14 protein-coding genes are annotated in these 12124 nt (G+C 53.9%); 8 read left to right on the top strand and 6 right to left on the bottom strand.

Going from position 1 to position 12124, the window contains the following annotated elements:
• Positions 1-23 precede the first annotated feature (23 nt).
• Both ABVN36_RS05100 and ABVN36_RS05095 read left to right on the top strand, forming a co-directional pair.
• Positions 24-533 (top strand): MltR family transcriptional regulator, encoded by a 510-nt coding sequence (locus tag ABVN36_RS05100; RefSeq protein ID WP_023138760.1) that lies wholly within the window; start codon positions 24-26, stop codon positions 531-533.
• Positions 530-1246 (top strand): nucleoside/nucleotide kinase family protein, encoded by a 717-nt coding sequence (locus ABVN36_RS05095; RefSeq protein ID WP_000684838.1) that lies wholly within the window; start codon positions 530-532, stop codon positions 1244-1246. Before ABVN36_RS05100 ends, ABVN36_RS05095 begins: the two co-directional genes overlap by 4 nt.
• Here the strand turns inward: ABVN36_RS05095 and ABVN36_RS05090 are convergent.
• The 5 genes from ABVN36_RS05090 to ABVN36_RS05070 are packed head-to-tail and all read right to left on the bottom strand — an operon-like array spanning position 1215 to position 4300.
• Positions 1215-1904: an energy-coupling factor ABC transporter ATP-binding protein gene (locus tag ABVN36_RS05090; RefSeq protein ID WP_000956926.1), complete on the bottom strand. Its 690-nt coding sequence runs from the start codon at positions 1902-1904 to the stop codon at positions 1215-1217. The genes ABVN36_RS05095 and ABVN36_RS05090 overlap by 32 nt on opposite strands.
• On the bottom strand, positions 1898-2575 hold the full coding sequence (locus ABVN36_RS05085; RefSeq protein ID WP_023138761.1) for an ABC transporter ATP-binding protein: 678 nt from the start codon (positions 2573-2575) through the stop codon (positions 1898-1900). The genes ABVN36_RS05090 and ABVN36_RS05085 overlap by 7 nt, the downstream gene beginning before the upstream one ends.
• Positions 2563-3270: an energy-coupling factor transporter transmembrane component T gene (locus ABVN36_RS05080; protein ID WP_023138762.1), complete on the bottom strand. Its 708-nt coding sequence runs from the start codon at positions 3268-3270 to the stop codon at positions 2563-2565. The genes ABVN36_RS05085 and ABVN36_RS05080 overlap by 13 nt, the downstream gene beginning before the upstream one ends.
• The gene (locus ABVN36_RS05075) at positions 3271-3849 is read right to left on the bottom strand and encodes an ECF transporter S component (RefSeq protein ID WP_000124001.1); all 579 of its coding nucleotides are present in this window, start codon (positions 3847-3849) and stop codon (positions 3271-3273) included.
• Between the two features lie 25 nt (positions 3850-3874).
• The gene (locus ABVN36_RS05070; protein WP_000218564.1) at positions 3875-4300 is read right to left on the bottom strand and encodes a PPC domain-containing DNA-binding protein; all 426 of its coding nucleotides are present in this window, start codon (positions 4298-4300) and stop codon (positions 3875-3877) included.
• Between the two features lie 373 nt (positions 4301-4673).
• On the opposite strand from ABVN36_RS05070, the gene epd reads away from it, so the two are divergent.
• From epd to ABVN36_RS05040, 6 genes are all read left to right on the top strand, one after another.
• Positions 4674-5720 (top strand): erythrose-4-phosphate dehydrogenase, encoded by a 1047-nt coding sequence (gene epd / locus ABVN36_RS05065; protein WP_000218338.1) that lies wholly within the window; start codon positions 4674-4676, stop codon positions 5718-5720.
• A gap of 21 nt (positions 5721-5741) precedes the next feature.
• Positions 5742-6905, top strand: a complete 1164-nt coding sequence (pgk, locus tag ABVN36_RS05060) for a phosphoglycerate kinase (RefSeq protein WP_000111274.1) — start codon at positions 5742-5744, stop codon at positions 6903-6905.
• A gap of 101 nt (positions 6906-7006) precedes the next feature.
• Positions 7007-8086: a class II fructose-bisphosphate aldolase gene (fbaA, locus tag ABVN36_RS05055; RefSeq protein WP_000034387.1), complete on the top strand. Its 1080-nt coding sequence runs from the start codon at positions 7007-7009 to the stop codon at positions 8084-8086.
• A gap of 232 nt (positions 8087-8318) precedes the next feature.
• Complete coding sequence (locus tag ABVN36_RS05050) at positions 8319-9179, top strand: small-conductance mechanosensitive channel MscS (RefSeq protein ID WP_000389833.1); 861 nt, start codon at positions 8319-8321, stop codon at positions 9177-9179.
• Between the two features lie 200 nt (positions 9180-9379).
• Positions 9380-10015: an arginine exporter ArgO gene (gene argO / locus ABVN36_RS05045; RefSeq protein ID WP_000626873.1), complete on the top strand. Its 636-nt coding sequence runs from the start codon at positions 9380-9382 to the stop codon at positions 10013-10015.
• Positions 10016-10108: 93 nt separating this feature from the next.
• A complete protein-coding gene (locus ABVN36_RS05040; protein WP_000669854.1) occupies positions 10109-10855 on the top strand; it encodes an oxidative stress defense protein in 747 nt (248 codons plus the stop codon).
• 265 nt (positions 10856-11120) lie between these two features.
• Here the strand turns inward: ABVN36_RS05040 and argP are convergent, their stop codons facing one another.
• Positions 11121-12014, bottom strand: coding sequence for a DNA-binding transcriptional regulator ArgP (argP, locus tag ABVN36_RS05035; protein ID WP_000828345.1), 894 nt, complete (start codon positions 12012-12014; stop codon positions 11121-11123).
• Between the last annotated feature and the right edge of the window lie 110 nt (positions 12015-12124).

The raw sequence follows: 12124 nt of genomic DNA, 5'->3' as shown, positions 1-12124 counted from the left end.
ACGATGAGTATATCGGGACACAAATGACGACGCTGACAGAAGACGATGTGCTTGAGCAACTGGATGCTCAAAATAATTTACTTTCGTTTATGACGACGGCACATAACATTTTGCTCCAGGGCATTAAGCGCTTTCTGCCGTCGCTATTTGTCGATAATGATGAAGAAATTGTGGAATATGCAGTGAAGCCGTTACTCGCCCAAAGCGGGCCGCTTGACGATATCGACGTTGCATTACGTCTGATTTATGCGCTGGGGAAAATGGATAAATGGCTCTACGCTGACATCACCCATTTTTCTCAGTTTTATCAGTACCTGCATGAACAGGACGCGATTCCCGGTTTTGCCGACGACATTACCTGGGACTTCATCAGTAACGTTTACTGTATTACCCGTAATGCGCCCTTATATGGCGCGCTGGAGTCGATGAAGTTTGCCGACTTCGCCGCGTGGTCTGAGGTGCGCTTTACCGGTATGGTCAAAACGGCGATGGCGCTGGCGGTAACGACAATTTTAAAGGAATTAACGCCGTGAAAATCGCATTAACGGTTAATGGGCTGCACGTTGAAGCACATTATCATGATGATGAAATAGAGAAGGTTCACAAGCCCTTACTGCAACAACTGGCTAAAATACATGCCGCTAAACCTGAGCGCCGTACCATCGTTTTTCTTAGCGCGCCGCCCGGCACAGGCAAATCCACGCTGACCACCTTCTGGGAATATCTCTCTCGTCAGGATGCTGGCCTGCCGGAAATTCAAACGCTTCCCATGGATGGCTTTCATTACTATAACCGCTGGCTGGAGGCGCATCATTTACGTGCCTGTAAAGGCGCGCCGGAAACCTTTGACGTTGATAAGCTGGCGGAAAATCTGCGTCTGGTGCGGGCTGGCGAAGCGACCTGGCCGCAGTACGACCGACAGCGGCACGACCCGGTGGAACACGCTGTTGTGGTCACGGCGCCGATCGTGATTGTGGAAGGAAACTGGCTCCTGCGTGATGACGACAGATGGCGCGCGTTAGCGGAGTTTTGCGATTTCTCATTATTTATTCGCGCCCCGGCGGAAACCTTACGCGCCCGGTTGATTGGACGTAAACTGGCGGGAGGATTATCACAGGCGGAGGCGGAAACCTTTTATGAACGCACCGACGGCCCAAATGTGCGCCGGGTGCTGGAAAGTAGCCTGCCAGCCGATCTCATGCTGGAAATGACCTCTACGGGCGAATATCGGATGGCGTGTCCTTAATGATGTTACGCGGCGTTATCGCGCCATTATGCAGCCGTACCACCCGTGAAAAATGACGCCGGGTAAACGCAGCGTCATGGCTAATCGCCACGACGCTGGTTCCCCGTGCCCGGCATGTCGCCAGCCAGTGTTCAAATACGGTTAGCCAGTGGGCGTCAAAATCCCGGCTGGGTTCATCCAGCAATAACACCGGCGGCGCCATCGCCTCCAGACTGGCGACCGCCACCATCCGGCGCTGCGCGGCGTGCAGATCAAGCGGGTGCGCCTCGGCGACGTCCGTTAGCTGGCATAACCGCAGCGCGGCCTGCGTGCGCCGTGAAATTTCCTCCGCCGATAAGCGTTGTAGTTTCAGCCCAAAAGCGACCTCTTGTGCGACATTGCTGTGGAAAATCTGGTTTTCCGCTTCCTGAAAGAGTACGCCGATAGCGGCGGCGCGTTGACGATTTTTAAGCTGCGCAATCGGCTCTCCATTAAGCGTTACCGAGCCGGAAGTGGGGGAAAGCAGGCCGGCCATAATCCGTAACAGCGTTGATTTTCCCGCGCCGTTATCGCCGGTCAACGCCAGCCATTCGCCGTCACGAAGTTCAAGCGAGATGGCGTGCAGACAGTCGGCTGCGGCATCCGGCCAACGATAAGCGACCTGATTTAACGTCAACATAATGGGGTTAGCGCTCCGTCGCGCAATTGCCATACCCGCTGGCATCGCGTCAGAAAGGGGAAATGATTACGCTCAAAAAGCACAATGAGAGAATGACGTTCCAGCGCCCACTGTTGTAACCGTTCCAGCAGCGTCCCGGTGGCCGCTGACGTCAGCCGACTGAAGGCTTCATCAAGAACTAATAATCTGGGCTGCATGGCAAGCGCGCTGGCAATCACTACCCGCTGCGTTTCGCCGCCGGAGAGCGTGCCGGGATGGCGATGGCGTAACGACTGGCAGTTTGTCAGAGTCAGCACCTCGTCAATGCGCCGTAGAATCTCCGCTTCATGGAGGCCGAGATTCTCCGGGCCAAACGCCACCTCTTCCTCTACGCTAAAGGTACAGCCGGAAAGCTGTAAATAAGGCGATTGCTGCACCAACTGGATGGTGGGCGACTGTTCTACCAGCGGGAGCTGCCCGATAGGGACGCCAAGCAGTAAGCCTGTGCCGTCAATATCACCGGGGAGATAATCCGGATACCAGCCAGCCATCAGTTGCGCCAGCGTACTTTTTCCGCTGCCGTTATCGCCAACTATCGCCACTATTCCGGGTGTTGAATAGTGGAAATCAAAACATGCCGGCGGGCGTGTCGCATCGGACGGAAGATAACGAAACTGCTCTAACGTAACCATATCCATACTCCCGCTTCCGCCAGTATTAGCAGTACCATGCCATACCGCGCAACCCGTTGTAACACGCTATCTTTCGGCGCCCACAGCGTGGTTCGGGCTCGATGCAGCCGAAACCCCCGCATATCCAACGCCGCGCCGCGTATTGTCAGATCGTTAAGCGCATTTTGCGTAAGCGGCACGATCAGCGCAGGCATTGCCCGTAGCCGCTGATACCAGCCTTCATCCAGCGGTACGCCGCGCGCGCGCTGGGCTTCATGAACGATCGTCAGTTGTCGTTTGAGCTGTTCGACGACCAGCAGCGGGCCAGCGAACAGGTAAGCGATGCCGGGCGGCAGACGTGAAGCGAACAGGGCGCGAATAAACCGCTGAACCGGCACATACTGCATCCATAGCTGCGACGTCGACACGATCGCCAGCAGGCGTAGCCATAGCGTAACGGCATATACCCAGCGCTGCGGATCGCGAGGCTGCCCGCTTATCCATTCCGTTAGCCAACCGCCATGTACCAGCCATAGCCCAAACCCTAAAGACAGCATCAGCCAGGTGACATACTTCGCCCGCCGCCGCGTTGATTTCAGCGCCAGCAGACAGAGGAAGGCCGCCGCGCTATAAACCGGGAGCACGGTCTGCGCAGGGAGTAGCAGCGTGGTGCAGGCCGCCAGCGCCCATAAGGTTAACGAGGTAAACGGATGCATTTAGCGTACGGCTGACATCGCAGGAAAATGCCGTGTCGTACGTAACGGTAGCTGACGCAGCAGCACCCAAACGATGATCGCCGTCAGAATTTTATCGACCAGATTAGCGCCTATGACGGTAATCGCGACTGACTCCACCAGGTTTTGGCCCATTGAATGCATCCAGGCGACGAACAAATCAGCGCCGCTACCGGTAACGCCGCCAAAAAGCGCGGTACGAAGCGGTACGGCGACCAGCGTCACCGCCAACGTAATGACGACCCCGCTGACGATCACTTTGGGCAGGGTACGAAACCAGCCTGCGCGCGCCAGCCACCCGGCGACCAGACCGATAACCATCGCTACCGGGGCAAACGCGGCAGCGATAGGATCGGTAAGCAGCCCCCACAGCAAGTTGGTCAGAAGCCCAGTCAACATGCCGATGAACGGTCCTAACAGTACCGCGCTAATTAAGGTGCCGATCGAGTCGAGAAAAATAGGCAGCTTCAACATGCTAATAAGCTGTCCGCCAATCATATTGATGGCAATAGCGATGACAATCAGCACCAGAGACTGGCTGGAAAACGGGCGACGCGCCATAAAGTACCTCTTAAAGAGTCGTCAATTAACGGGAAGAAATATGCAGTTCGTCATAACCGGAAATGGCGCACGGTTGACGGCTGAACGTCAGCGCTGGCAGCTCGCCGATAACCAGCTCCAGCGTGGTACGCACGGTACACCCTGGCATCATATGGCCGCCGAGCATGGCCCCGTAGGGATCCGATACCGCGAGATGCAGATGCTCGCCGGTCAATTCAAGCGTGCCGTTTAGCGAGATAACTTCAAACGTGCCGGTGAGCGATGTGGTCGCCTCTTGCCCGGCATAACGCAGCGCAACGTCGGTCAGACTGCCGGTACACCCTGCAATCCAGGCGGCATGTAATTGGTTCTGTTGCACAAAGGCGTGTAATTGGGAAAACACTTCCTGGCCGGGAAGCAGACGAAGCGCGTAAAAGCGCGCTGTAGAGGCATTGTGGTGAGATACAGTCATCGTTACAGGACTCCGAGACTCGGACGTGGCGCTGATAATATAGACGCTGGCGACAGCGCTTTCTGATATAAATCAGTATTTGTGACGCGACGATGAAAAGATCTGACGGATGTACTGGTGATTCTTAAATATGGAATAAATTGCAGCGTAAGCGGCCATGAAATGTGATGCAGGTCAGATAACTGTCTTCTTCGACTGGACAAACATTCCTTTTATTCCCCGTTTCGCTTATTCTAGCTGAAGCGTTTCAGTTAATTAAATGTTCGACAATTAACCAATCAGTCGCAGTTTGCGACAGGTGAGGTTTTACTCGACGATGAGCTGCATTACTCTGTCAGCCTCATCTGAATCGGGATAGCCTTGCAGGAGACCTATGACCGTACGCATAGCGATTAATGGCTTTGGTCGCATCGGGCGTAACGTGGTTCGTGCTTTGTATGAATCCGGACGTCGGGCGGAAATTACCGTGGTGGCCATCAACGAGCTGGCGGATGCCGCAGGCATGGCGCATTTGTTGAAATACGATACCAGCCACGGGCGTTTTGCATGGGAGGTTCGCCACGAGCGCGAGCAGCTTTTTGTCGGCGACGATGTCATTCGTATTCTGCATGAACGAACGCTGGCGGATCTGCCGTGGCGCGAACTGGGCGTGGATGTCGTGTTGGATTGTACGGGCGTATATGGCAACCGGGAGCATGGCGAGGCGCATATTGCCGCTGGCGCGAAGAAAGTGCTCTTTTCTCATCCGGGCAGCAACGATCTTGACGCCACCGTCGTTTTTGGCGTGAACCAGAACCAACTGCGTGCGGAACATCGTATTGTCTCAAACGCGTCCTGTACCACGAATTGCATAATTCCCGTCATTAAATTGTTGGATGATGCTTACGGCATCGAGTCTGGTACCGTCACGACGATCCACTCCGCGATGAACGATCAGCAGGTGATCGACGCGTATCACTCCGATCTGCGGCGCACGCGCGCGGCCAGCCAGTCGATTATCCCGGTAGATACAAAACTGGCGGCAGGCATTACGCGTATATTCCCGCAGTTTAACGATCGTTTTGAGGCGATTGCGGTGCGCGTTCCAACCATTAATGTGACGGCGATCGATTTAAGCGTGACGGTGAAAAAACCAGTAAAAGCCAGTGAAGTCAACCAGTTGCTGCAAAAAGCAGCACAAGGTGCATTTCATGGTATAGTTGACTATACGGAATCACCGTTGGTCTCGATAGATTTTAACCACGACCCGCACAGCGCCATTGTTGATGGCACGCAAACCCGGGTCAGTGGCGCCCACCTGATCAAGACGCTGGTCTGGTGCGATAATGAATGGGGCTTTGCTAACCGGATGCTCGACACCACGTTAGCGATGGCCGCAGTTGGTTTCAGGCTCGACGCGTCAGCGTCGACAAAACTTTAAGCATCATTGAGAGGATTCACCATGTCTGTAATTAAGATGACCGATCTGGATCTGGCCGGGAAACGCGTTTTTATCCGTGCGGATCTGAACGTACCTGTTAAAGAAGGGAAAGTGACCAGCGACGCGCGTATCCGCGCCTCTCTGCCGACCATCGAACTGGCTCTGAAACAGGGCGCGAAAGTGATGGTAACTTCCCACCTGGGTCGTCCTACCGAAGGCGAGTACAACGAAGAATTCTCTCTGCTGCCGGTTGTTAACTATCTGAAAGACAAACTGTCTAACCCGGTTCGCCTGGTCAAAGATTACCTGGACGGCGTTGACGTGGCCGAAGGTGAGCTGGTGGTTCTGGAAAACGTTCGCTTTAACAAAGGCGAAAAGAAAGACGACGAAGCGCTGTCTAAAAAATACGCCGCCCTGTGTGACGTATTCGTGATGGACGCCTTTGGTACTGCGCACCGCGCGCAGGCTTCTACCCACGGTATCGGCAAATTTGCTGATGTTGCGTGCGCAGGCCCGCTGCTGGCCGCTGAACTGGATGCGTTGGGTAAAGCGCTGAAAGAACCGGCTCGTCCGATGGTGGCTATCGTTGGTGGTTCTAAAGTATCTACCAAACTGACCGTTCTGGATTCCCTGTCTAAAATCGCTGACCAGCTGATTGTCGGCGGCGGTATCGCCAACACCTTCGTTGCCGCTCAGGGCCACAGCGTCGGTAAATCCCTGTACGAAGCTGACCTGGTTGACGAAGCAAAACGTCTGCTGACCACTTGCGATATCCCGGTTCCGACCGATGTTCGCGTTGCCACCGAGTTCTCCGAAACCGCACCGGCGACTCTGAAATCCGTTAACGACGTGAAAGAAGACGAGCAGATCCTGGATATCGGCGATGCTTCCGCTCAGCAGCTGGCTGAAATCCTCAAGAATGCCAAAACCATTCTGTGGAACGGCCCGGTTGGCGTGTTTGAGTTCCCGAACTTCCGTAAAGGGACTGAAATCGTGGCGAATGCCATCGCTGATAGCGAAGCGTTTTCCATCGCTGGCGGCGGCGACACCCTGGCGGCAATCGACCTGTTCGGCATTGCTGACAAAATCTCCTACATTTCTACTGGCGGCGGCGCATTCCTCGAATTCGTGGAAGGTAAAGTTCTGCCAGCCGTAGCGATGCTCGAAGAGCGCGCTAAGAAGTAATCGTTACGGGCAGGGATTCCTGCCCGTTGATTTATCGCCGATCTGACATTCAGGGCGGCCCGTGTTTTTTCCCAAAGCCCGACGATACAGGACAACGAAACATGTCTAAAATTTTTGATTTCGTAAAACCAGGCGTGATCACTGGTGATGACGTACAGAAAGTGTTCCAGGTAGCAAAAGAAAACAATTTTGCTCTGCCGGCAGTTAACTGCGTGGGCACTGATTCCATCAACGCTGTTCTGGAAACCGCTGCAAAAGTTAAAGCACCGGTCATCGTTCAGTTCTCCAACGGCGGCGCGTCCTTCATCGCGGGTAAAGGCGTGAAAACTGACGTACCTCAGGGCGCGGCAATCCTGGGCGCTATCTCTGGCGCGCATCACGTTCATCAGATGGCTGAACACTACGGCGTGCCGGTTATCCTGCACACTGACCACTGCGCGAAGAAACTGCTGCCGTGGATCGACGGTCTGCTGGACGCGGGTGAAAAACACTTCGCGGCTACCGGTAAACCGCTGTTCTCTTCTCACATGATTGACCTGTCTGAAGAGTCTCTGCACGAAAACATCGAAATCTGCTCCAAATACCTGGCGCGCATGTCCAAAATTGGCATGACTCTGGAAATCGAACTGGGTTGCACCGGTGGTGAAGAAGACGGCGTGGACAACAGCCACATGGATGCTTCTGCTCTGTACACCCAGCCGGAAGACGTTGATTACGCGTACACTGAACTGAGCAAAATCAGCCCGCGTTTCACCATTGCCGCTTCCTTCGGTAACGTACACGGCGTTTACAAGCCGGGTAACGTGGTTCTGACCCCGACCATTCTGCGTGATTCTCAGGAGTATGTTTCTAAGAAACATAACCTGCCGCACAACAGCCTGAACTTCGTTTTCCACGGCGGTTCCGGTTCTACTGCTCAGGAAATCAAAGACTCCGTAAGCTACGGCGTAGTGAAAATGAACATCGATACCGATACCCAATGGGCAACCTGGGAAGGTGTTCTGAACTACTACAAAGAAAACGAAGCGTATCTGCAAGGTCAGCTGGGCAACCCGAAAGGCGAAGATCAGCCGAACAAGAAATACTATGACCCGCGCGTATGGCTGCGTGCTGGCCAGACTTCGATGATCGCTCGTCTGGAAAAAGCATTTAAAGAACTGAACGCGATTGACGTTCTGTAATATAGTCTGCTGATTGAAATGGCTTCCCTTGGGAAGCCATTTTTTTATCGTTATTTCCGGAGAGCGGCGTTAGTTAGCGCTTTCATCCGGCCAACTCACAATGTACCTGCCTTTTTTGGTTTTGGGATGATGCCGAAAAATGGCATATTCCTCTGTTTTTGTTTACCTTTAAAAAGTTCTTTTCGTGAGAATGATCTCATTTGCTTGTTTTGCTATGACCAAGGAATATTGAATGGAAGATTTGAATGTTGTCGACAGCATAAATGGTGCGGGCACCTGGCTGGTACGCAACCAGGCGTTATTGCTCAGCTATGCTGTGAATATTGTTGCGGCTATCGCTATTATCATCATCGGCTTGATTGTAGCGCGCGTGATTTCCAATACGGTAAATCGTCTGATGCGTGCGCGTCATATTGATGCGACAGTGGCCGACTTTCTTTCTGCGCTGGTGCGCTATGGGGTTATCGCTTTTACGCTGATTGCGGCTCTGGGTCGCGTGGGGGTTCAAACCGCCTCGGTTATTGCCGTACTGGGCGCCGCTGGTTTAGCCGTTGGCCTGGCATTACAGGGATCGCTTTCTAACCTTGCGGCTGGGGTATTGCTGGTTATGTTCCGTCCGTTCCGCGCCGGTGAGTATGTCGATTTAGGCGGCGTTGCCGGTACGGTACTTAACGTGCAAATCTTTTCCACGACAATGCGCGCGGTAGACGGCAAAATTATTGTGATTCCGAATGGCAAAATTATCGCGGGAAATATCATCAACTATTCTCGTGAGCCGGTTCGCCGCAACGAATTCATTATTGGGGTGGCCTACGATTCGGATATCGATCAGGTGAAACAGCTGCTCACGACGATTATCGAGTCCGACGATCGTATTTTAAAAGATCGCGAAATGACGGTGCGTTTGAATGAGCTGGGCGCCTCATCAATTAATTTTGTGGTGCGTGTCTGGAGTAAAAGCAGCGACCTGCAAAATGTCTACTGGGACGTGCTGGAACGTATTAAACGTGAATTCGACGCCGCTGGTATTAGCTTCCCGTACCCGCAGATGGACGTCAATTTTAAACGCGTGAAAGATAACGCCGCGGAGTAATTTTCCTCCCGTGCTGCCTGCCAGTGCTGCGTTTATCCGCCTCCAGTATTCTCTGGTTATTGAGCGGATAAGCGTAGCCGCCATCCGTTATTCAGTCTCTTCATTAGCTTTTCTTATTAGTGATTAAAATTATCAATTTCCGCTAATAATATTCCCGCGCTATAGTCTGCCTTTAAGAAAAACAGCTCAGGGTAGTTAACGTGATATCTTATTATTTTCAAGGGTTTGTCCTTGGCGCCGCCATGATCCTTCCGCTTGGCCCGCAAAATGCGTTTGTGATGAATCAGGGAATTCGCCGCCAGTACCACCTCATGATAGCGCTGCTTTGCGCGTTAAGTGATTTAGTCCTGATTAGCGCCGGTATTTTTGGCGGCAGCGCGTTGCTGATGCAGTCGCCGTGGCTGCTGGCGCTGGTCACATGGGGCGGGGTCGCGTTCTTGTTATGGTACGGTTTTGGCGCGCTGAAAACGGCAATGAGCAGTAATCTGGAGCTGGCCAGCGCCGAGGTTATGAAGCAGGGGCGCTGGAAAATTATTGCTACGATGCTGGCGGTAACGTGGCTGAATCCGCACGTTTATCTGGATACGTTTGTCGTGTTGGGCAGTCTCGGCGGACAACTGGCTATGGAGCCAAAGCGCTGGTTCGCCCTCGGCACGATTAGCGCGTCGTTCTTATGGTTTTTTGGGTTAGCGCTACTGGCGGCCTGGCTTGCGCCTCGACTGCGTACGGCGAAAGCTCAACGCATTATCAACATTCTGGTTGGGGTGGTGATGTGGCTTATAGCCTTCCAACTGGCGCGGGAAGGCGTCGCGCATATGCACGCGCTTTTCAACTAAGCGTTGTCTGATGGACAACAGGCCGATATCCGCTAAGCTTGCCTGCATGCGCCCTGTATATCAGGGCAATGACTGCAATATGGAGGAGAGACTGTGAAGTTCAAAGTGATGGCCCTGGCGGCATTAGTGGGTTTAAGTGCAATGTCGGCGCAGGCAAGCGAATTGCCGGAAGGCCCGCACATCGTGACTTCCGGTACGGCAAGCGTCGATGCTGTGCCTGATATCGCCACCTTAGCGATTGAAGTGAACGTCGCGGCGAAGGATGCGGCGACGGCGAAGAAGCAGGCCGATGAGCGCGTGGCGCAATATCTTTCCTTCCTTGAGCAAAATCAGATTGCGAAAAAAGACATTAGCGCGGCGAATCTGCGCACGCAGCCGGATTATGATTACCAAAACGGTAAAAGCATTCTGAAAGGGTATCGCGCGGTGCGAACCGTTGAGGTGACGCTGCGTCAGTTAGATAAACTTAATTCGCTGCTGGACGGCGCGCTGAAGGCGGGTCTGAACGAGATTCGTTCGGTATCGCTGGGCGTGGCGCAACCGGACGCCTATAAAGACAAAGCCCGCAAAGCCGCCATTGATGACGCGATTCATCAGGCGCAAGCGCTGGCAGCCGGTTTTAACAGCAAATTGGGGCCGGTTTACAGCGTTCGTTACCATGTCTCTAATTATCAGCCGAGTCCGGTGGTGCGAATGATGAAAGCCGCAGATGCTGCGCCAGTATCCGCGCAGGAAACTTACGAGCAGCCGACCATTCAGTTCGACGATCAGGTCGATGTGGTATTCCAGCTTGAACCTGGAACAGGGCAGACGTCGACCACGGCCGCCAGCACGCAGTAATCTCGCCCGGCCTGGGCGCTTCCAGGCCGCATTTTCTCCCGGTGTTCGCGTTTTTTGCTCCGTATTACGCATTGAAATGAAGATTTGCTAATACGGTGAGCGTTTTGAATCGTCTTGCCGCCAGCAAAAAATAGCCAATGGCGCGTCGTTTTTTGCCGCCTGAACGCAATGATTTTGTGATGAATTTCAAAGAAGTGACGGGGGAATAATGGGTCATGCAGGCCGGATAAGACGTTCACGCCGCCATCCGGCATTCAGAGAGAGGCTAATCCTGACGCAGCACCTTGTGCCCGTACTCCAGCAGCGCGTCGGTCACTTTGCGCATCATCCGGCTTTCCGGGGCAAAGCGGTGCCAGTAAAGCATCCGGCGTTGTAGCAAGCCAGGCGTTAAGTTGATCAACTCGCCGCTTTCCAGCTCTTTCTCAATCTGCAGGTGAGGGATCATGCAGCAGGTCGTGCCCTGACGCGCAAGCTGTACAAACGCTTCGGATGAATTAACGATATGGCACGGCACGCTGCCGGGCGGTAGATCGAAATTCTGTTGCAAAAAGGCCTGATGCATATCATCCAGATGGTCGAACGCGACGGCGGGCGCTTTCAGCAGCGACGACCGGGTAACGCCATTGGGAAAATAGCGCTCGGCAAACGGCTTTGACGCGACAAACAGATAGTCGAGCGCGCCCAGTTTGTCCACCAGGCAACTGGGCAGCGCCTGATGCTGAATACTCACCGCGCCCACCACCTCGCCGCGACGCAGACGTTCTTGCGTGCGCGTTTCATCTTCCACCTGTAAATTGAGACGGATAGGGGAGTCCGCCAGCACCGGCGCCAGCGCTGGAAGCAGCCAGGTCGCCAGACTGTCGGCGTTAACCGCCAGCGACAGCAGCAGCGGCGTAGAGCCGGTTTGTTCATCGCCCAGCCACTCTTCTTCCAGCAGTTCAACCTGACGCAGCAGAGCCAGTAATTTTTGCCCTTGCTCCGTGGGGCGAGGAGGAACGGTACGCACCAACAAAGGTTGTCCGAACATATTCTCAAGCTGTTTTATGCGCTGTGAGACGGCGGATTGTGTGATGCACAGCTTCTGGGCGGCGCGCTCGAATCCTCGTTCACGTATAACGGCATCCAGCGCCTGTAGTGTTCTGTAGTCCGGACGTTTCATTGTTGTGTCATGCTCCTGTTATTTTTTTCCGCACTATGACATAAATTTGCCGTCGGTACAGATGAAATCCGTAGCCTGTGTACGGACACGGAGATTTTTCCCGACAATGT

The sequence above is a fragment of the Salmonella sp. SJTUF15581 genome (assembly GCF_043356775.1).
Lineage (GTDB): Bacteria > Pseudomonadota > Gammaproteobacteria > Enterobacterales > Enterobacteriaceae > Salmonella > Salmonella enterica.
The sequence above is the reverse complement of the archived record's forward strand: the minus strand, read 5'-3'. Positions and strand labels throughout refer to the sequence as shown.

What these genes read in the sequence shown, in the direction of transcription:
- pgk (WP_000111274.1), top strand. Translation starts at nt 5,742, where the DNA reads ATGTCTGTAATTAAGATGACCGATCTGGATCTGGCCGGGAAACGCGTT.
- ABVN36_RS05100 (WP_023138760.1), top strand. Translation starts at nt 24, where the DNA reads ATGACGACGCTGACAGAAGACGATGTGCTTGAGCAACTGGATGCTCAA.
- ABVN36_RS05075 (WP_000124001.1), bottom strand. Translation starts at nt 3,849, where the DNA reads ATGGCGCGTCGCCCGTTTTCCAGCCAGTCTCTGGTGCTGATTGTCATC.
- ABVN36_RS05090 (WP_000956926.1), bottom strand. Translation starts at nt 1,904, where the DNA reads ATGTTGACGTTAAATCAGGTCGCTTATCGTTGGCCGGATGCCGCAGCC.
- fbaA (WP_000034387.1), top strand. Translation starts at nt 7,007, where the DNA reads ATGTCTAAAATTTTTGATTTCGTAAAACCAGGCGTGATCACTGGTGAT.
- ABVN36_RS05085 (WP_023138761.1), bottom strand. Translation starts at nt 2,575, where the DNA reads ATGGTTACGTTAGAGCAGTTTCGTTATCTTCCGTCCGATGCGACACGC.
- ABVN36_RS05050 (WP_000389833.1), top strand. Translation starts at nt 8,319, where the DNA reads ATGGAAGATTTGAATGTTGTCGACAGCATAAATGGTGCGGGCACCTGG.
- ABVN36_RS05080 (WP_023138762.1), bottom strand. Translation starts at nt 3,270, where the DNA reads ATGCATCCGTTTACCTCGTTAACCTTATGGGCGCTGGCGGCCTGCACC.
- epd (WP_000218338.1), top strand. Translation starts at nt 4,674, where the DNA reads ATGACCGTACGCATAGCGATTAATGGCTTTGGTCGCATCGGGCGTAAC.
- ABVN36_RS05070 (WP_000218564.1), bottom strand. Translation starts at nt 4,300, where the DNA reads ATGACTGTATCTCACCACAATGCCTCTACAGCGCGCTTTTACGCGCTT.
- argP (WP_000828345.1), bottom strand. Translation starts at nt 12,014, where the DNA reads ATGAAACGTCCGGACTACAGAACACTACAGGCGCTGGATGCCGTTATA.